This window comes from Phenylobacterium hankyongense (genome assembly GCF_003254505.1).
Classification (GTDB): Bacteria; Pseudomonadota; Alphaproteobacteria; order Caulobacterales; family Caulobacteraceae; genus Phenylobacterium; species Phenylobacterium hankyongense.
On sequence record NZ_QFYP01000001.1, the window covers coordinates 1,702,717 to 1,719,509 of the forward strand.

The 16,793-nt window shown below is 70.7% G+C and carries 22 protein-coding genes; 10 read left to right on the forward strand and 12 right to left on the reverse strand.

The window, feature by feature from the left end; genetic code table 11:
• Positions 1–37 precede the first annotated feature (37 nt).
• Genes phyK through nepR form a run of 3 tightly spaced genes read right to left on the reverse strand, consistent with a single transcriptional unit; the run spans position 38 to position 2,563 of the window.
• A complete protein-coding gene (gene phyK, locus DJ021_RS08235) occupies positions 38–1,753 on the reverse strand; it encodes a sensor histidine kinase PhyK (RefSeq protein WP_111457084.1) in 1,716 nt (571 codons plus the stop codon).
• Positions 1,754–1,772: 19 nt separating this feature from the next.
• Complete coding sequence (locus DJ021_RS08240) at positions 1,773–2,375, reverse strand: sigma-70 family RNA polymerase sigma factor (protein ID WP_111457085.1); 603 nt, start codon at positions 2,373–2,375, stop codon at positions 1,773–1,775.
• Positions 2,375–2,563, reverse strand: coding sequence for an anti-sigma T factor NepR (gene nepR / locus DJ021_RS08245; protein WP_111457086.1), 189 nt, complete (start codon positions 2,561–2,563; stop codon positions 2,375–2,377). The genes DJ021_RS08240 and nepR overlap by 1 nt, the downstream gene beginning before the upstream one ends.
• Positions 2,564–2,794: 231 nt before the next feature.
• On the opposite strand from nepR, the gene phyR reads away from it, so the two are divergent.
• A complete protein-coding gene (gene phyR, locus DJ021_RS08250; protein ID WP_111457087.1) occupies positions 2,795–3,598 on the forward strand; it encodes an anti-anti sigma factor/receiver protein PhyR in 804 nt (267 codons plus the stop codon).
• Positions 3,599–3,680: 82 nt separating this feature from the next.
• Positions 3,681–3,854: a DUF1328 domain-containing protein gene (locus DJ021_RS08255; RefSeq protein WP_111457088.1), complete on the forward strand. Its 174-nt coding sequence runs from the start codon at positions 3,681–3,683 to the stop codon at positions 3,852–3,854.
• Positions 3,855–3,918: 64 nt separating this feature from the next.
• Here DJ021_RS08255 and DJ021_RS08260 read toward each other — a convergent pair whose 3' ends face one another.
• From DJ021_RS08260 to DJ021_RS08275, 4 genes are all read right to left on the reverse strand, one after another.
• Positions 3,919–4,227, reverse strand: a complete 309-nt coding sequence (locus tag DJ021_RS08260) for a hypothetical protein (protein WP_111457089.1) — start codon at positions 4,225–4,227, stop codon at positions 3,919–3,921.
• Positions 4,228–4,238: 11 nt separating this feature from the next.
• Positions 4,239–4,448 (reverse strand): hypothetical protein, encoded by a 210-nt coding sequence (locus DJ021_RS08265; protein ID WP_111457090.1) that lies wholly within the window; start codon positions 4,446–4,448, stop codon positions 4,239–4,241.
• Positions 4,449–4,871: 423 nt separating this feature from the next.
• Positions 4,872–5,321 carry an OmpA family protein gene (locus DJ021_RS08270; protein ID WP_165837150.1) on the reverse strand — a complete coding sequence of 150 codons (450 nt, stop codon included), beginning with the start codon at positions 5,319–5,321 and terminating at the stop codon, positions 4,872–4,874.
• A gap of 102 nt (positions 5,322–5,423) precedes the next feature.
• Entirely contained in the window at positions 5,424–5,768 is a 345-nt protein-coding gene (locus tag DJ021_RS08275; RefSeq protein WP_111457092.1) for a YMGG-like glycine zipper-containing protein, read from the reverse strand.
• Positions 5,769–5,891: 123 nt separating this feature from the next.
• Between DJ021_RS08275 and DJ021_RS08280 the strand changes: the two genes are divergently transcribed.
• From DJ021_RS08280 to DJ021_RS08290, 3 genes are read left to right on the forward strand one after another with little or no spacing between them, the layout of a single operon-like run.
• Positions 5,892–6,251, forward strand: coding sequence for a hypothetical protein (locus tag DJ021_RS08280; RefSeq protein ID WP_111457093.1), 360 nt, complete (start codon positions 5,892–5,894; stop codon positions 6,249–6,251).
• A 22-nt stretch (positions 6,252–6,273) separates the two neighbouring features.
• Positions 6,274–7,140 (forward strand): diacylglycerol/lipid kinase family protein, encoded by an 867-nt coding sequence (locus DJ021_RS08285; protein ID WP_111457094.1) that lies wholly within the window; start codon positions 6,274–6,276, stop codon positions 7,138–7,140.
• Between the two features lie 2 nt (positions 7,141–7,142).
• Entirely contained in the window at positions 7,143–7,925 is a 783-nt protein-coding gene (locus DJ021_RS08290) for a metallophosphoesterase family protein (protein ID WP_111457095.1), read from the forward strand.
• 7 nt (positions 7,926–7,932) lie between these two features.
• On the opposite strand, the gene DJ021_RS08295 is transcribed toward DJ021_RS08290, so the two are convergent.
• The 3 genes from DJ021_RS08295 to DJ021_RS08305 all read right to left on the reverse strand — a co-directional run bounded on the left by DJ021_RS08295 (position 7,933) and on the right by DJ021_RS08305 (position 8,955).
• Positions 7,933–8,106: a DUF1328 domain-containing protein gene (locus tag DJ021_RS08295; protein WP_111457096.1), complete on the reverse strand. Its 174-nt coding sequence runs from the start codon at positions 8,104–8,106 to the stop codon at positions 7,933–7,935.
• A gap of 121 nt (positions 8,107–8,227) precedes the next feature.
• Positions 8,228–8,638 carry a hypothetical protein gene (locus tag DJ021_RS08300; protein WP_111457097.1) on the reverse strand — a complete coding sequence of 137 codons (411 nt, stop codon included), beginning with the start codon at positions 8,636–8,638 and terminating at the stop codon, positions 8,228–8,230.
• Positions 8,635–8,955 carry a glycine zipper domain-containing protein gene (locus tag DJ021_RS08305; protein WP_111457098.1) on the reverse strand — a complete coding sequence of 107 codons (321 nt, stop codon included), beginning with the start codon at positions 8,953–8,955 and terminating at the stop codon, positions 8,635–8,637. Before DJ021_RS08305 ends, DJ021_RS08300 begins: the two co-directional genes overlap by 4 nt.
• 201 nt (positions 8,956–9,156) lie before the next feature.
• Between DJ021_RS08305 and DJ021_RS08310 the strand changes: the two genes are divergently transcribed.
• Entirely contained in the window at positions 9,157–10,548 is a 1,392-nt protein-coding gene (locus DJ021_RS08310) for an HWE histidine kinase domain-containing protein (RefSeq protein WP_243625931.1), read from the forward strand.
• Positions 10,549–10,765: 217 nt separating this feature from the next.
• On the opposite strand, the gene DJ021_RS08315 is transcribed toward DJ021_RS08310, so the two are convergent.
• The gene (locus DJ021_RS08315) at positions 10,766–12,004 is read right to left on the reverse strand and encodes a CaiB/BaiF CoA transferase family protein (RefSeq protein ID WP_111457100.1); all 1,239 of its coding nucleotides are present in this window, start codon (positions 12,002–12,004) and stop codon (positions 10,766–10,768) included.
• 151 nt (positions 12,005–12,155) lie between these two features.
• Between DJ021_RS08315 and DJ021_RS08320 the strand changes: the two genes are divergently transcribed.
• The 4 genes from DJ021_RS08320 (at position 12,156) to DJ021_RS08335 (ending at position 15,835) form a co-directional block, all read left to right on the forward strand.
• Positions 12,156–12,836, forward strand: a complete 681-nt coding sequence (locus tag DJ021_RS08320; RefSeq protein ID WP_111457101.1) for a fumarylacetoacetate hydrolase family protein — start codon at positions 12,156–12,158, stop codon at positions 12,834–12,836.
• On the forward strand, positions 12,836–13,477 hold the full coding sequence (maiA, locus tag DJ021_RS08325; protein ID WP_111457102.1) for a maleylacetoacetate isomerase: 642 nt from the start codon (positions 12,836–12,838) through the stop codon (positions 13,475–13,477). Before DJ021_RS08320 ends, maiA begins: the two co-directional genes overlap by 1 nt.
• A gap of 47 nt (positions 13,478–13,524) precedes the next feature.
• The gene (locus DJ021_RS08330) at positions 13,525–14,139 is read left to right on the forward strand and encodes a carbonic anhydrase (protein ID WP_111457103.1); all 615 of its coding nucleotides are present in this window, start codon (positions 13,525–13,527) and stop codon (positions 14,137–14,139) included.
• A gap of 130 nt (positions 14,140–14,269) precedes the next feature.
• Positions 14,270–15,835 carry a TadE/TadG family type IV pilus assembly protein gene (locus tag DJ021_RS08335; RefSeq protein WP_111457104.1) on the forward strand — a complete coding sequence of 522 codons (1,566 nt, stop codon included), beginning with the start codon at positions 14,270–14,272 and terminating at the stop codon, positions 15,833–15,835.
• A gap of 3 nt (positions 15,836–15,838) precedes the next feature.
• Here the strand turns inward: DJ021_RS08335 and DJ021_RS08340 are convergent, their stop codons facing one another.
• Positions 15,839–16,792 (reverse strand): isopenicillin N synthase family dioxygenase, encoded by a 954-nt coding sequence (locus tag DJ021_RS08340; RefSeq protein ID WP_111457105.1) that lies wholly within the window; start codon positions 16,790–16,792, stop codon positions 15,839–15,841.
• Position 16,793: the final 1 nt, after the last annotated feature.

The window sequence follows — 16,793 nt, forward strand, 5'->3', positions numbered from 1 at the left end:
TATCTCCCGGGAGTTTGAACTCGCGGTTGCATAACGATCACGCTGCAGCTTGGTTCCCGGCCGCAGGCGGAATGGCGTCGGCCGAGGGCGTCGGGAAGATCAGCCGCGCGGTGATCCCGCCGCTGGCGTTGCGGATCATCTCCACCTGGCCGCGCAGCTGGCGGGCGAAGGCGGTCATCAGGGTGCGCCCGACCCCGGAGGCGATCAGCGACTGTTCCGAAGCCTTGCCGTCGTCGCTGATCTCCAGCCGCGCCTGTTCGCCGTTGACGTGGAAGGTCACCGTCAGCACCCCGCCGCGGTCGGCGAAAGCGTGCTTCTGGGCGTTGGTGATCGCCTCCACCGCGAACAGGGCGAGCGGCGCCAGGCGATCGGGGTCGATCACCAGGGCGTCCACCGAGATCTCGGTGCGCACCGCTGGACCGTGCAGCATCTCGCCGGCCACCAGCTGGGCGGTCAGCTCCTCGAGGAACGGCCGCAAGTCGACGCGTTTCAGGTCCGGCCCCTGGTAGAGGGCGCGGTAGATCAGCGCCAGCGCGGTGATCCGCTGGCGGGTGTCCGACATCGCCGCCCGCGCCGCCGGGTCGGAGAGCGCCCGCTGCTGCATGTTCAGCAGGCTGGAGATGACCTGCAGGTTGTTCTTCACCCGGTGGTGGATCTCGCGCATCAGCGCGTCCTTCTGGGCCAGCGAGTCCCGCAGGGAGGCGTCGCGCCCGACGATGGCGTCGGCCATGTCCTCCAGGGTCTCCGCCAGCTCGCGGATCTCCGGCGGCATCTGTTCGGCCTGCACCGGGCGCACGCTGAGCCGGCCCTTGGCGTAGAGCGCGGCGATGCGTTGCAGATAGGCGATCCAGCGGACCACCACCCGCTCGGCGACCACGGTCACGGCGGCCAACGCCAGAACGAAGGACAGCAGCGGGAAGAGGATGGCGGTCAGCGGGTTCAGCCGCGCCCACGACAAGAGCCCGGGCGAGGCGGCGGAGAGCACCACATAGACGTCGTCGCCGATCACCGGGGCGGCGGAATAGACCCGGCGCTCGCCGCGCACGTCGCGGCCGTACCAGACCAGCGAGCCCTGGGCGTGGGTCCGGGCCCGCCAGCCCGCGGGAAGCGCGGGGAAGGCCTGGGGGTTGGTGGTGTTGATGAAGTGGCCCGCACGGTCGACCAGCGCCACCTCCGCCCGCTTCGGCAGCGAGGGGTCGTTGAGCGAAGGCTGCAGGCTGGCCAGCGGGATGACCGCCGAGAAGGCGCCGTCGAAGTTGCCGTCGGGGGCGGCGGCGCGCGCGGCCGCCAGGACCGCCGGCTCGTGGGCGTAGGTCGATCCGGCCTCGCGGGTGACCACCAGCGGGTCGCCGGCCGCCAGCCGCTGGAACCAGACGCGCTGGCGGCGGACGGGATCGGCGGGCACGTCGGCGGCGGCGCAGGCGACCCGGCCGCTGCGGTCGAAGCGGATCAGGTTGGCGTAGCCCGGCACGCGGTGGGTGACCTGCGCCAGCCGCTGCGCGCACTGGAAGCCGATGGAGCCCGGCGCCAGGGTCTGCAGCAGGATCTCCGCGCCTTCCAGCCGGGCGCGCGCGGCCGCAGCGCTGCGTTGCGCGCTGAAGCCCAGGTTCGCGCTCAGCGCCACCCCTTCGCGGTGGAAGGCGATGGCCGACTGCACGACGCCGAGCATCAGCACCGGCAGCAGCGCCGCCGCCAGGGCCGCGGTCAGCCGGACCCTGATCGTGCTCAATGAGCCCCAGAGGTGGCCGTTCATCACAGGCCGGATTCCGTCCTCAACGGACGGTGCTTAGGCGCTCCGCGTCGGCCAGGATAGCCCGCATGGCGTCTCCAGCAGACGCGCCGTCGCGATCGTAATTCCCCTCGTCGAGGATGGCGTGCAGGGCGCGGCGCGCGCGGCTGACCCGGCTCTTCACCGTGCCGACGGCGCAGTTGCAGATCTCCGCGGCCTCCTCGTAGGCGAACCCGCCGGCGCCCACCAGGATCAGCGCTTCGCGCTGCTCGGCCGGCAGCATGGCCAGGCCCAGACGGAGTTCGTCCAGCGCCACCGGCGCTTCCGGATCGTCCACCGCCACCAGGGTCCGCTCGGCGGCTTCCTGGTCGAGCTGGCTCTGGCGCCACGAGCGGCGCTTCTCCGAATAGAACTGATTGCGCAGGATCATGAAGGTCCAGGCCTTCATGTTGGTGCCCATCTGGAAGCTGTTGCGGGCGTCCCACGCCTTCATCATCGCGTCCTGCGCCAGGTCGTCGGCCGCGGCCGGATCGCCGCACAGGGTGCGGGCGAACGCCCGCAGGTGCGGGATCAACTGGACGAGCTCACGCTTGAAGGCTTCGTCGTTCGCGCCGTCTCGCGGCGGCTTCGCGTCGGGCGGCGCCATCAGCCCTTCTCCGACGAACGGCTGTCGGCTCGCCGAAGGATATCCAGGAACTCGTCGGGAACGTCCTCGTTCACCACCTCGTCGAACATCTGGCGCAGGCGCACGCCGATGGCCTGCTGACGCAGGCGGGCCTCGTCCATCGCGGCGGAAGATTTCCGCCGGTCCTCTGAAGGTCTTTGTTCGATCATGTCGCCGGCGCTCCGCTCTCGCGGCGGCCGCCCCCTCTTTGCATTCTCGTCAGCGGTCAACGCCCCGCTCCGCATGAGGTTCCCAAAAGCTGCCGGCAAGATGCGGAAAACTTCTCAATTTGGGAACAAGTTCCCTCCGGTGACGTTTTGGCACCATGATGGCGCCTTGTCGGGGGGATACGCCTCCCTGACGACGGCTGCCACGTATTGTTTCCATGGGAGGGGTCACCCTTGAGTCTTCTAGCCCGACTGGCGCCTCATCTTCCGTATGTGCGTCGTTACGCGCGCGCCCTGACTGGCGACCAGACGACCGGCGACCATTACGTCCGGGTGGCCCTCGAAGCGCTGGCGGCCGGCGAGCGGGTGCTGGAGGCCAACCTCACCCCCCGCGTGGCGCTCTACCACGTGTTCCACGCCATCTGGTGCACCTCCGGCGCGCAGCTGGAAAGCCCGCAGGACGACGACAGCCTGGCCACCGACGACACCACGCGGCGGCTGATGCGCATCGCGCCGCGGTCGCGTCAGGCCTTCCTGCTGACCGCGCTTGAAGGGTTCACCCCCTCCGAGGCGGCGCAGATCCTCGGCACCGACTTCTCCGAGGTCGAGCAGCTGATCGCCGAAGCCCAGTCCGAGATCGACGCCGAACTGGCCACCGACGTGCTGATCATCGAGGACGAGCCGGTGATCGCCGCCGACATCGAGGCGCTGGTCAAGGAACTCGGCCATACGGTCGTCGACATCGCCGCCACCCGCACCGAGGCGGTGGACGCCGTCGCCCGCAAGACCCCCGGCCTGGTGCTGGCCGACATCCAGCTGGCCGACGGCTCCTCCGGCATAGACGCGGTGAAGGACATCCTGGCGCGCTTCGACGTGCCGGTGATCTTCATCACCGCCTTCCCCGAGCGGCTGCTGACCGGCGAACGGCCGGAGCCCACCTTCCTGATCACCAAGCCCTTCCAGCCGGAAACGGTGAAGGCGGCGATCGGCCAGGCGCTGTTCTTCCACCCGCGCAAGGCCAACAAGCAGGCCGCCTGAGCCGGAACGGCCGAGCTCCGCGTACGTTGAATTCGAAGGGCCCCGCAGGCTGCGGGGCCCTTTGTCTTTGAGGAGAGTGCGCATGCTCGGTTGGGCGCTGGTGTTTGCGGTGCTGGCGATCGTCGCCGGCTTCCTGGGCTTCTTCAGCCTGGCGGGCCTGGCGGCGACCATCGCCAAGGTGCTGTTCGTGGTGTTCCTGGTGCTGCTGGTGGTGAACTTCATCGTCCGCGCGGTCCGCGGACAGTCGGTGGTCTAGAGCCCCGACACAGCGACGGCGGCCCCGCGGGGCCGCCGTTCTCTATTGCGCAGGTCCGGGCCGTCTATTGGCCGGGATTGCTGGGGTTGCCGCCGTTCTTCGGCGCCAGCGGCGCGCCTTGCTGGTAGTTCTGGCGGTCGGCGGCGCCGGGCGCAGGAGCATTGAACTGGGGCGCGCCCGCCCTGGGCCTTCCATTGTCGGAATTGGCGCGGCTGAAGTCGCCGGACTTCCAGGTGTAGGCGGCCAGGAAGCCGAGCACGACCAGCAGCAGGCTGAACAGCAGCACCCACAGGACGGGACGGCCGAGCCGGCCTTGCCGGGCGCGCGTGGCCCCCAGGGTCGGCCGGGCGGTGGTGCGCGTGGAAAGCGCCATGCGAAGGCTCCTTACTCAGACGGGAAATAGCTGAACGGGCCGGTGGCGGGCGCCGCCGACACCGGTGCGTGCGGATGGGTCATGGATCCGATCAGGCCGCTGACCATGGCCATCGCCAGCACCGTGCAGACCACCATCAGCCGCCGGCGGCTGACCTGTTGGCGGTGGCTGGGCGTCTTCATCAACGTGAAACCGCCCCGCGGCGCATAGAAGCCACGCATGACCGGGCCCTCCCTGGCGGCGCGGGCCTGGAGCGCCCGCTTCGGAGGTAACGCGTCCGGCGCGACCGCCGTTCCGCGAGGGCCGCGGAAAACGGTTAAGCTTTGAAATATCGTTGCCTTTTCAATGGTCTCGGGGTGAGGTGGCCGGGCCTGCGCGACCGGCGCCGGCGCTCCGCGGCGGGGCGGCGCCGGCGTGTGAAAAAAATTCTGGATTCTTCGCCGTCGGCCGGAACGGTTCCTGGGGGCGGGTGTTTAAGACTTGCGGAGGCGGCGACGCCCCCCCCGACTTGAGACTGGCGACCATGCCAGTCTGCCGTCTCCGCACCCCTTTTCTCGATGATGCACACTCAGGCGGACCTTCGGGTCCGCCCTTTCTTTGTGCGTCGAACAGGCTTTGTGCGTCGAACGGGCAGCCTCCGCGCCTCAGCGCGGCGCCAGGTGCAGCACCACGTCCACACGGCGGCGCAAGGGCGCGGCCTGGCCGCCGGCGGTGACCGAGCCCGCCTGTCCGCCCGCCGACACCCGGAACTCCGCCGGCGGCAGCCCGGCCCCCGCCAGGGCGGCGGTCACCGACTGGGCGCGGCGCTTGGAGAGCTCCAGGTTGGCCTCGGGCGCGCCGGCCGCGTCGGCCAGGCCCAACACCTCCACCCGGCGGACCGCACAGCCCTGGGCGCCGTTCGCCGCCGCGGCGATCACCGCGCGGCCCTCCGGCGTCACCTCCGCCGACTGCGGCTCGAAATAGATGTCGACGGTCTGGTCGGGACAGCGCGCCGGCGCCTTCACGATCCGCCCCCGGGCGTTCTCGATGGTCGTGCAGCCGGCCAACGCCAGCGCCAGCGCGGCGCCGGCGGCGACTGCGGCTGCGGTGCTCATGGTCTTCATCGTCGTACCCCCTCGGGTCCTTGCAAAGCCAACATGACAAAGGGCGGCCGGAGCTTCCGACCGCCCTCGCCAATCCACAGGCGTGTCCGCCGCCTAGGAGCGCGGGCTGCCGTCTTCCCAATAGTAACGGCCGCTGCCGGAGTCGTAGTAGTAATACCGACCCGCACGCTCGTCGTAGTACTGGCGCCGGCTGGGCGTGCTGGCGCCGCAGCCGCCCTGGTCGTTGCAGCCCTTCACCGCGCCGGCCGCGCCGCCCACCAGAGCGCCGATGGCCGCGCCGGTGGCCGCATTGCCGGATCCGGTGTTGTTGCCGATCACCGCGCCGGCGACGGCGCCCAAGGCGGCTCCGCCCAGGGTGGTGTTGGTGGTGTGGGGGTCGTTCGCGCACGCGGTGAGCAACACGCTGGCCCCGGCGATCGCGATCCATGGTTTGAGCATTTGATGGGCTCTCCTTGTTTGTCCCCTGGCGGGCCTAACGCGGATCAAGCGTGACAGTTCCGCCGGAACAACGCCGCCGCGCCGCCGTTTGGAGGCTGACGAACGACGTTTGGGAGCTCCGAGATGGCAGCTGCGCGCCTGCACGATAGCACGACCACCGTCGACACGGCGGGTCGGGACGAGATGAGGGCCGATCTGCGGGAGGCCTATGAACGCGGTCGCAGCGACGAGCGGGCCAGCCGCAAGCGGCATCCGGTCGCCATGACCTTCACCTTCATCGCCGCCGCCATCGGCGTGGTGCTGCTGGTGCTGGCGGCGATCAACGGCTCCTTCACCCGCGCCGGCGGCGTGGTCGACCAGAACCTCAACGTCGCCGCCAACCGCGCGGAGCCGGCGGTGCGCGACGCGGCCAGCAACGCTGGACAGTCGCTGCGTGACGCCGGACAATCCGTGAAGACCAAGGCCGCCGACACCGCCGGCTAGGGAACCTCGAGGAGGGGGGGCGGTGACGGCAATTCGTCGTGTGGAAGTGATCGCCAATGTGGCTTCGGGCAGCGTCGGCAAGGACGCGCCGCAGGAAGCCGCAAAGATATTCGCCGACGTCGGCCTGGACGCGAACATCCGCGCGCCGGCCACCGGGGACCTGTCCCGCGCCCTGCGCGCCGCGGTGGACGCCGCGCCAGATTTGCTGGTGGTGATCGCCGGCGACGGCACGGCCCGGGCGGCCGCGGAGATGTGCGGTCCTGACGGGCCAATCCTCGCGCCGCTGCCGGGCGGCACCATGAACATGCTGCCGCACGCCATCTACGGGTCGAGGTCCTGGCAGGACGCGCTCACCATCGCGCTGGCTCAGGGCTCGGAGCGGATGCTGGGCGGCGGCGAGGTCGAAGGCCGCCGGTTCCTGGTGGCCGCCATCCTCGGCTCGCCGGCGCTGTGGGCCCCGGCCCGCGAGGCCGCGCGCTTCGGCCAGAACAAGCTCGCCCTGATGCGCGCGCGGCGCGCCCTGCGGCGGGCCTTCTCCGGCCGGCTGCGCTACATGCTCGACGTCGGCCCGCGGGAAAAGGCCGAGGCGCTGGTGTTCCTGTGCCCGCTGACCTCCCGGGCGCTGAACGAGGACGAGCAGACCCTGGAGGCCGCCGTGCTCGACGTGAAGGGCGCGGCCGACGCCTTCCGCCTGGGCCTGCACGCCCTGATCGGCGACTGGCGCGATGCGCCGGCGGTGGACAGCGAGCGCTGCAAGGTGGCGCGCATCTGGGCCGCGCACGGCATCCCCGCCATCCTCGACGGCGAGTCCGTGCGGCTGAAGTCGCTGGCAGAGGTCACCTACAAGCCGGAGCTGGTGCGGGTGCTGGCCATCCCAAAGGACCTCTGAGCGTGGCCATTCGCCTGGCGCACCTGTCCGACATCCATTTCGGCGGCGAGAACGTCGCCGCGGTGGCCGGCGCGGCCGAGTACCTGAACGCTGGCGACTTCGACCTGATCGTGGTCTCCGGCGACCTCACCCGCTACGGCGAGAAGGCGGAGTTCGACGCCGCGGCCCGCTGGCTGGACAGCCTCAACGGCCCCAAGCTGGTGACGCCCGGCAATCACGACGCCCCCTACATCGCCTGGGCGGAGCGGATCTTCACCCCGTTCCGGCGCTTCGAGCACAGCATCGGCCCGGCCCGGACCCAGAGCCACCTGGGCGGCGGCTTCGCGGTGAAGGCGGTGAACACCGCGCGCGGCGCCCAGCCCCGGCTCAACTGGTCGAAGGGCCAGCTCGCCGCCGGCCAGGTGCGCGAGGCGGCGCAATGGTTCGAGACGGTCCCGGCCGAGTGCTTCCGCATCGTCACATGCCACCACCCGCTGATGGAGATGATCGGCGGGCCGATGACGGCGCGGGTCTGGGGCGGGGAGGCGGCAGCCGCGGCCTTCGCCGCCGCCAAGGTGGACCTGGTGCTCTCGGGCCACATCCACGCGCCCTTCGCCTGGCCCTACCCGTTCGACGACGGCAAGACCTATGCGGTGGGCGCCGGCACCCTGTCGGTGCGCGAGCGCGGCGTCCCGCCGGGGTTCAACGTGGTCGACATAGAAGGGGCGGCGATTCGCATCGCCGCCCTCGTTTGGACCGGCTCGCATTACGAGCCGTATCGCACCTGGTCTCTGGACCGGCGCTGAACCGCGTCTAGGGCACCCCGCGTCCGCGTACGAAATGCATGACGATGGACACCAGGAACAGCACCAGGAAGACGTAGAACAGGATCTTGGCGACACCCATCGCGGCGCCCGCGATCGTCGTGAAACCAAGCACTGCCGCGATCAACGCGACCACCAGGAAGGTCAGGGCCCAGCCGAGCATTGGCGTTCTCCATGCGCGCCGAAGGCGCTTCTCACGTTGCGCGGGTCGCTCGCCCGCTCGCCAATTCAACGTCATTCAACCGGGGCTGTTCCCAGCGCTCCTTTCGAAGTGATGGGATGGCTCAGCGGCGCCGGGTCTTCTCGGGGACCGGCGCTCGCGTGGCGCGGCTGGCGATGGCCGCGCTGACCACGGCGGAGAGGATCTTCGGATTGCGCACCAGCACCACCGCGGCGGCGACGGCCGCGCCGGTGGCGATCACCGGCTTCTCCCGCGCCAGCTCGATGAGGCGGGTGGTCATGTTCTGGTCGTCGGCCTTGATCGGCTTCGGCTTGGCCTTGCGCAGCACCACCAGGGCCAGGGTCAGCGCCAGCAGGGCCGCCAGCACGGCGATCACCGCCGCGGCGCCGGCCGGGCCGAGATAATAACGGGCGAGCGCATAGAGCGCGAAGGCCGCTGCGACGACGCAGACGGCGGCGGCCGCCGCCATCGCAGCGATGGCGGCGACAAGGCCTAGCGCCTTCTTGAAGATCAACGGCGGCCGGAGGAGAGCAGCAGGCCGATGAGCACGCCGACGCCCAGCGCCGCGCCGGTGGCGGCCAGCGGCCGTTCCTTCACGCGCTCGGTGACGTATTGGCCGGCCTGTTCAAGTTGCTGGCCGGCGTTGTCGGCATAGGCGCGCGACTGCGCGCGCAGCTGCTCGAGGCCGTCCTGGACCACCTGCTCGATGCGAGTGCGGGCCTCGGCGAAGGTGCGTTGAGCCTCGGCGCTCAGGCGGCTGGCGCTCTCGGTCGCATTGCCGGACGCGGCCTTCATCTCGTCGGCGGCATAGTCGGCGGCGTTCGCGGGCATGGGGAGATCTCCAAAGGGATTTGAGCCCCGGCGGGGGGCGCAGCCTGAACGTCGAGCAGCATAGGCCGGTTCCGCCTTCGGCGCAAAAGCGGGTCGTCCCCCCGGCGCCCGAAACGCTGTGGGAAACGCACGGGTTCCTATCGCGCGGCGCGGGCTGTAGCCCTATGGTCACCCTATGACGCGGCAGAGATGGGCTGCAGAGTGAACCGAGAACGCCTGGAACTCGCGCTGAAAGCCGCCGGCCTGGGTGAGTTCGATTGGGACATGGTCCGCGACGTGTTCGCGATCAGCCCGCGGATGGCCACCCTCACCGGATTGCCGGCCGGGGAAATGCCGGCCGAGGGCGGGACCGCCCTGGACCGCCATGTGCATCCCGACGATCTTGCGGAGCTGCGGGAAAAGCGCGCCGCCAACGTCGAGGCCGGCGGCCCCTTCGAGGCCGAGTTCCGGCAGATCCGGCCGGATGACGGCCGCACCGTCTGGATCCGCTGCGCCGGCGTCCAGTTCCCGGGGCCCGACGGGCGCCCCGCCGGCGTCACCTGCATCGTCGACGACGTCACCGCGCGCAAGCTCGAGGAGGACCAGCGGCAGACGCTGATGTCCGAGCTGGACCACCGGGTGAAGAACGTCCTGGCGACCGTCCAGGCGCTGGCCTACCAGACCGCCAAGCGCACCACCTCCCTCGACGCCTTCCTGCAGAACTTCAGCGGCCGGCTGAAGGCCATGGGCTCGGCCAACGAACTGCTCACCGCCGCGCGCTGGCGCGGCGCGGCGGTGGACCACCTGGCGGCCGCCGAGCTCGGCGCCCTGGCGCCCGGCCAGACCAGCTGGGACGGTCCGGAGCTGTTCCTCACCCCGCGCGCGGCCAACGCCCTGTCGCTGGCGCTGCACGAGCTGGCCACCAATGCGGTGAAGTTCGGCGCCCTGTCGGTGGACACCGGGCACGTGGACCTGCGCTGGAAACGGCTGGCGGGCGGCGGCTTCGAACTGCAGTGGACCGAGACCGGCGGCCCGACCGTCTCGCCGCCCGCGCGGCGCGGCTTCGGCTCGACCCTGCTGGAGCAGGTCACCGGGCGCGAGCTGAACGGCGACGCCGGCGTCGAATACCGCTCCGCCGGCGTCCACGCCCGGCTGCGCGCCGGCCCGCAGGCCATCGCGCCGCGGCCGGAGACGGTGCCGGACGGCCCGCAGGTCGCCCGCGTGGCGGAGACGGTCGTGGCGTCCAGCGGCCCGGCCAGCCTGAAGGGCGCCCGCGTGCTGATCGTCGAGGACGCCGTGCTGCTGGCCCTGGAGCTGGAGATCGGGCTCTCGGAAGCCGGCGCCGAGGTGATCGGTCCGGCCTATGAACTGGAAGAGGCGCTGGCCCTGCTCGACCGGCCGATCGATGCGGCGGTGCTCGACGCCAACCTCAACGGCCGCTCGGTGATGCCGGTGGCCGAGGCGCTGGCGGCGCGCGGCGTGCCCTTTGTCTTCGCCACCGGCTACGGCGAGGCCGGCGGCGCGCCGGGCGGCTTCAACGCCCCGGTGATCCGCAAGCCCTACGACGTGACCCAGGTGGCCGCGGCGGTCGCCGCACTCCTCAGGTCAACCTGACGCACCCCTGAGACAAGGCGCCGCCTCGCGCCCGGCACGGCCAAGCTCTAGATAGCTCGCAGGGAGACCTGCGGCGCGGCCGCAGGGGCCGGACCGGCGGCCCAGGGACATCGCCCGCGTCATGCGACCCCAGCTCCTCGTTTCGGTCCGCGGCACAGGTCGCGGGCCGATCGTCATCCGCGCCCCCTCAGATCACGCGCCGTCGGATCACGCCCCCTCAGATCACGCCGAGGCTGCGAAGCTCCGCGATCCGCCCGGCCGACAGCCCCGCCCGCTCGCGCAGCACCGCCTCGGTGTGTTCGCCCAGCGCCGGCCCCGGCCAGCGGACCCGGCCCGGCGTCGCCGACAGCTTCGGAAAGGCGTTCTGCATCTTGATCGCCCCGAACACCGGATGCTCGGTCTCCACGATCGCCTCGCGGGCGACGAACTGCGGGTCGTCCAGCATGTCCGGCGCGCGGTAGACGCGGCTCGCCGGCACCCCCTTGGCCAACAGCTGCGGCAGCAGGTCGTCGAGCGTCTGGTCGCGGGTCCAGTCGGCGATGATGTCGTCGAGCTCGCGCTGATGGCGGCCGCGGGCGGCGTGGTCGACGAACCGCGCGTCGGTCTTCAGGTCCGGCCGCCCCATGGCCTCGGCGAGCCGGGCGAAGACGGTGTCGCCGTTGCCGCCGATCAGGATCATCTCGCCGCCGGCGCAGGGGTAGGCGTTGGAGGGCGCGATGCCCGGCAGGATCGAGCCGGAGCGCTCGCGCACATAGCCGGTGAGGTCGTATTCGGTGACGGTGTTCTCCATCACCGCCAGCACGCTCTCGTAGAGCGCGGCGTCGACCACCTGGCCGCGGCCGGTGCGCTCGCGGGCGTGCAGGGCCATGGTGATCCCCATCACCGCATGCATGGCCGCCAGGCTGTCGCCGATGGAGATGCCCGCGCGGGCCGGCGGCCGGTCGGGCTCGCCGGTGACGTGGCGCAGGCCGCCCATGGCCTCGCCGATCAGGCCGTAGCCGGGCCGCTGCGAATAGGGGCCGGTCTGGCCGAAGCCGGAGATCCGCGCCATCACCAGGCGCGGATTGGCCTGCGCCAGGCTCTCGTAGGAGAGGCCCCACTTCTCCATGGCGCCGGGGCGGAAGTTCTCGATCACCACGTCGGCCTGGGCGATCAGGGCGCGGGCGATCTCCTGGCCCTCAGGCGTGCGCAGATCGAGGCCGACCGACTTCTTGTTGCGCCCGATCACCGGCCACCAGGGCGACAGGCCATTGGGCAGGCTGCGCCCCCACTGGCGCATGGGATCGCCGGTGCGCGGGTCCTCGATCTTGATCACCTCGGCCCCGAAGTCGCCGAGGATCTGGCCGCAGAACGGGCCGGCGATCAGGGTGCCCATCTCGATCACCACCAGGTCGGCCAAAGGTCCTGTGGCCAGAGGTCCTGTTGCGGCGGGGGGTCCTTCGGCGGGGACGGTCATGCAGGCTCCTCGGAACGGCGGCGTGGGCCAGGTGGAGCCGCCGGCGGGCCCGGTTGTCAATCCGGCGCCCCGGTCGGGCAGAGCCGCCGGGCGGCGAATTCCCCTGGAGACTCGGCTTCACTTCTCGGCGTGCCGGGTCTAAGCGCGGCTTATGACCTCCTTCGCCTTCGCCCCGCCCGCCGTCCCCGCCGTCCCGGTGGAGGGCGAAACCGCCGCCTTCCCGGTCCGCCGCATCCTCTGCGTCGGCCGCAACTACGCCGCGCACCGCCGCGAGATGGGCGGCGACGACCGCGACCCGCCGTTCTTCTTCGCCAAGCCCGCCGACGCCATCGTCACGCCGGGCGGCGAGGTGCCCTATCCGCCGCGCACCGCCAACCTGCACCACGAGATCGAGCTGGTGGTGGCGCTGAACGGCTCGGGCGCCGACCTGACGCCGGAGCAGGCGCTGGAGCTGGTCTACGGCTACGCGGTCGGCGTCGACCTGACCCGCCGCGACCTGCAGAACGCCGCCAAGGAAAAGGGCCAGCCGTGGGACTCCGGCAAGGGGTTCGACGCCTCGGCCCCCATCTCGGCGATCCGCCGATGGACCGGCGCGCCGCCGCAGGGCCGCATCTGGATCTCGGTGGACGGCGAGGTCCGCCAGGACGCCACCGTCGCCGACATGATCTGGAACGTCGGCGAGGTGATCGCCGAGGCCTCCAAGCTGTGGCGCCTGGCGCCCGGCGACCTGATCTTCACCGGCACGCCGGAAGGGGTTGGTCCGATCCCCCGCGGCGCTAAGGTGGACGGCGAGGTCGAAGGGGTCGGCCGGGTGACGTTCACGGTGAGCTGATGAGCTTCGTCCTGCACAGCGCCTGGCGGGCGACCGCGCCCTATCGGGTGCGGATCGGCCTGGCGCTGAAGGGCGTGGCCTACGACTACGCCGCGGTCGACCTGATCGCCGGCCAGCAGCGCGAGCCCGCCTACCGCGCGGTGAACCCGCAGGGGCTGACGCCGGCCCTCGACATCGGCGACCGGGTGCTGACCCAGAGCCTGGCGATCCTGGAGTGGCTGGAGGAGGCCTATCCCGAGCCGCCGATCCTGCCCAAGGCGCCCCTCGACCGCGCCGCCGTCCGGGCCATGGCCGGGATCATCGCCTGCGACATCCATCCGCTGAACAACACCCGCGTCGGGCGCAAGCTGCACAAGATGGGCGTCGACCAGGCCGGCATCCTGGCCTGGACCCAGGGCTGGATCGTCGACGGCTTCGACGCCCTGGAGCCGATGTTGGCGCGCCATGGCGCCGGCTTCGCGTTCGGCGACCAGCCGACCCTCGCCGACTGCTGCCTGATCCCGCAGGTCTATTCGGCCAACCGCTACGAGGTCGACCTGACGCCCTGGCCGGCCATCCGCGCGGTGGCCGAGCGCGCCGCCGATCATCCCGCCTTCGCGGCCGCCCACCCGGATCGCCAGCCCGACGCCAGGCCGGCCTGACCGGAGACGAGCTTGCGCTGGCCGTTCCGGAGGCCTAGAGCGCGGCCATGCTCGATCATCTGAAGGCGAACAACCGGGCCTGGGCCGACCGCAAGGTCTCCGCCGACCCTGGCTTCTTCAAGCGGCTGGAGGGCCAGCAGGCCCCCGAATACCTGTGGATCGGCTGTTCCGACAGCCGGGTCCCGGCCAACGAGATCGTCGACCTCGATCCCGGCGAGCTGTTCGTGCACCGCAACGTCGCCAACCTCGCGCCGCCGCAGGACGCCAACTACCTGTCGGTGCTGCAGTTCGCCGTCGACGTCATCAAGGTAAAGCACATCATGGTGGTCGGCCACTACGGCTGCGGCGGGGTGGCCGCGGCGGTGGACGGCGAGCGCCGGGGCCTGGTGGACCACTGGCTGCACCCGATCCGCGAGGTCCACCACGACCACCGCCACGAGCTGGAGGCCCTCGACGGCGACCGGGCCCGCTGGGACCGCCTGGTGGAGCTGAACGTCATCCGCCAGGTCAAGAACGTCGCCTCCGACCTCTTCGTGCAGGACGCCTGGGCCCGCGGCCAGGAGCTGTGCGTCCACGGCTGGGTCTATTCGCTGGCCAACGGCCTGGTGACCGATCTGAACGTCAGCGTCCACCGCGCCGAGGAGATCGAGCGGCTGGGCTAGCCCTGCGCGGCGACGCTCCCGCGCGCCCGGATCTTCATGCTGAACAGGGATTTACCGTCTCTGGCGCCGCATTCCTTTACGCTGACCGGGTGACCTTGCCCGCTACTTCGTCAGGAATCGGGGCTGCCCCATGGCTATCGGCAACGTCACTCGCAAGCTTCGCGACCGCCTGCTCCGCGGCGCGCGGGACGACCGCGGCGCGACGGCGGTGGTGTTCGCCCTGAGCATCGCCGTCCTGGCGCCGATGGCGCTGGGGGTGTTCGACGTCTACACGGCCACCGAACAGCGCGGGAAGCTGCAGGACGCTCTCGACGCCGCCACGCTCTACGCCGCCCGCTCCACCGCCCAGACCTCGGCGGACGTCGACGCCATCGGCGACAAGGCCCTGGCGGCCAACCTGTCGATGATGCAGGGCGTGGTGCTGAAGTCCTCCAACTTCACCCTGTCCGGCAGCACGGTGCTGGCCTCGGCCTCGGTGCAGATGCCGAGCTTCGCGCCGGTGGTCTCCGGCTCGGGCGTCGTCAGCGCCTCGTCCGAGGTCAAGCGCGCCGGCAAGATCGAAGTCGCCCTGGTGCTCGATAACACCGGCTCGATGTCGCAGAACAACAAGCTGCCGAACCTCAAGGCGGCCGCCAACAGCCTGATCGACAAGCTGGTCCTCGCCTCGCAGCGGAGCGCCGACCCGACCCCGCTGCGCATCTCGCTGGTGCCGTTCTCCTCGACCGTCCGCGTCCAGGGCACGACGGCGCTGACCAACTACGTCAGCCCCACTCAGCGGGGAACCGCCATCCCGGGCTGGATCGATCCGATGGCGACGTCGCGCTGGAACGCCAGCGCCGACATCTTCAGCGCCCAGACCGATCGCCTGGCGCTGATGAAGAGCCTCGGCCAGCCCTGGAACGGCTGCGTGGAGACGCGCGCCGAGCCCTACGACATCCAGGACACGGCGCCGGACAGCGCCACGCCGGACAGCATGTTCATCCCGTTCTTCGCCCCGGACGAGAAGGGCGGCCGGAACAACCCGTCGTCGGGCTATAGCAACAGCTACACCGCCGACCCTTCTTCGGGCACCGATCTCACCAAGCTCAAGGCGGTCAGCAAGTACGTTGGCGTCACCAGCGTGCCGAGCGGCACGGGTCCCAACGTCGGCTGCGCGATGCAGACCATCGTGCCGCTCACCACCGCCAGCGCCTCGGTGAAGGCCGCCATCAACGGGATGACCGCGGTGGGCGAGACCAACATCCCCATGGGACTGCTCTGGGGCTGGCTGAGCATCAGCCCGACCGGGCCGCTGAACGCCAAGGGCGCACCGTACCAGACCGCCGATCTGCGCAAGGTCATCGTGCTGATGACTGACGGTCAGAACACCTTCCAGAACCGCAGCAACTCCTACGGCTCCTACTACGACGGCCTGGGGTACGCGTTCCAGAAGCTGCTCAGCGGACTCGGCGTCAGCTCCAGCGACGCTGACCGTACGACCGCCATGGACAACCGGCTGAGCGCGCTCTGCACCAACATCAAGGCCAAGAACATCACCGTCTACACGGTGCGGGTGGACGTCACGACCGGCTCCAGCAGCCTGCTGCAGAACTGCGCCTCGTCGCCGGACAAGTTCTTCAACGTGCAGTCGGCGGGGATGAGCGTCGCCTTCGACTCGATCGCGGACTCGATCCAGAACCTGCGCCTGAGCAAGTAGGCCTCAGGCCAGCTTGATCTCGCGCAGGCGCTCCTGGAGGTATTCGTCGGCGGTGATCGGCTGCGGGTAGCGGTCGGGGTGCTCGGCGTCCACGCAGTTGGGCAGGGTGCGGATCTCGTAGTCCGAGTTGAAGTGCAGGAAGAACGGCGTCGAGTAGCGCGGGAAGCCGCGGCGCTCCGGCGCCGGATTGACCACCCGGTGCGTCGTCGACGGCAGGCGGTGGTTGGTCAGCCGCTGCAGCATGTCGCCGATGTTGCACACCAGCGCCCCCGGCGGCGGGTTGATCGCCAGCCAGCGGCCGTCGCGGTCCAGCACCTCCAGCCCGGCCTCCTCGGCGCCGAGCAGCAAGGTGATGACGTTGATGTCCTCGTGCGCACCGGCGCGGATGTGCGGGCCGTCCTTCGGCACCGGCGGATAGTGCAGCAGGCGCAGGATCGAGTTGCCGAAGTCGACGGTGGACTCGAAGAAGCGGGGCTCCAGGCCGAGGTAGGCGGCGATCGCCTCCAGCACCTTCAGGCCCATCTGGTCGAGGGCGTCGTAGAGCCAGCCGACGGTCTCGTGAAAGCCGGGGACATCGGCGTCGGGCCAGACGTTGTCGGGCATGTGGCTGCGGAAGCGGTGACCGGGCGGCAGGTCGCGGCCGACGTGCCAGAACTCCTTCAGGTCGTAGTGCTCGGCGCCCTTGGCGGTCTCGATCCCGAACGGGGTGTAGCCGCGCTGGCCGCCGACCGGCAGCTTGTACTTGCGCTTCTCGTCCTCCGGCAGGGCGAAGAAGGCCTTGCCGGCGGCCACCGCCGCATCGATCCGGTCCTGCGGGATTCCGTGGTCGGAGATCACCGCAAAGCCGTAGCGGGCGAAGGATCCGCCCAGGCGCTGGGCGAAGCCGTCGAAGTCGCGGCTGAACTGGTTGAACGAGACGGGCTCGATGGCGGGCGCGGCGGCGTGGGCTTGGCTCATC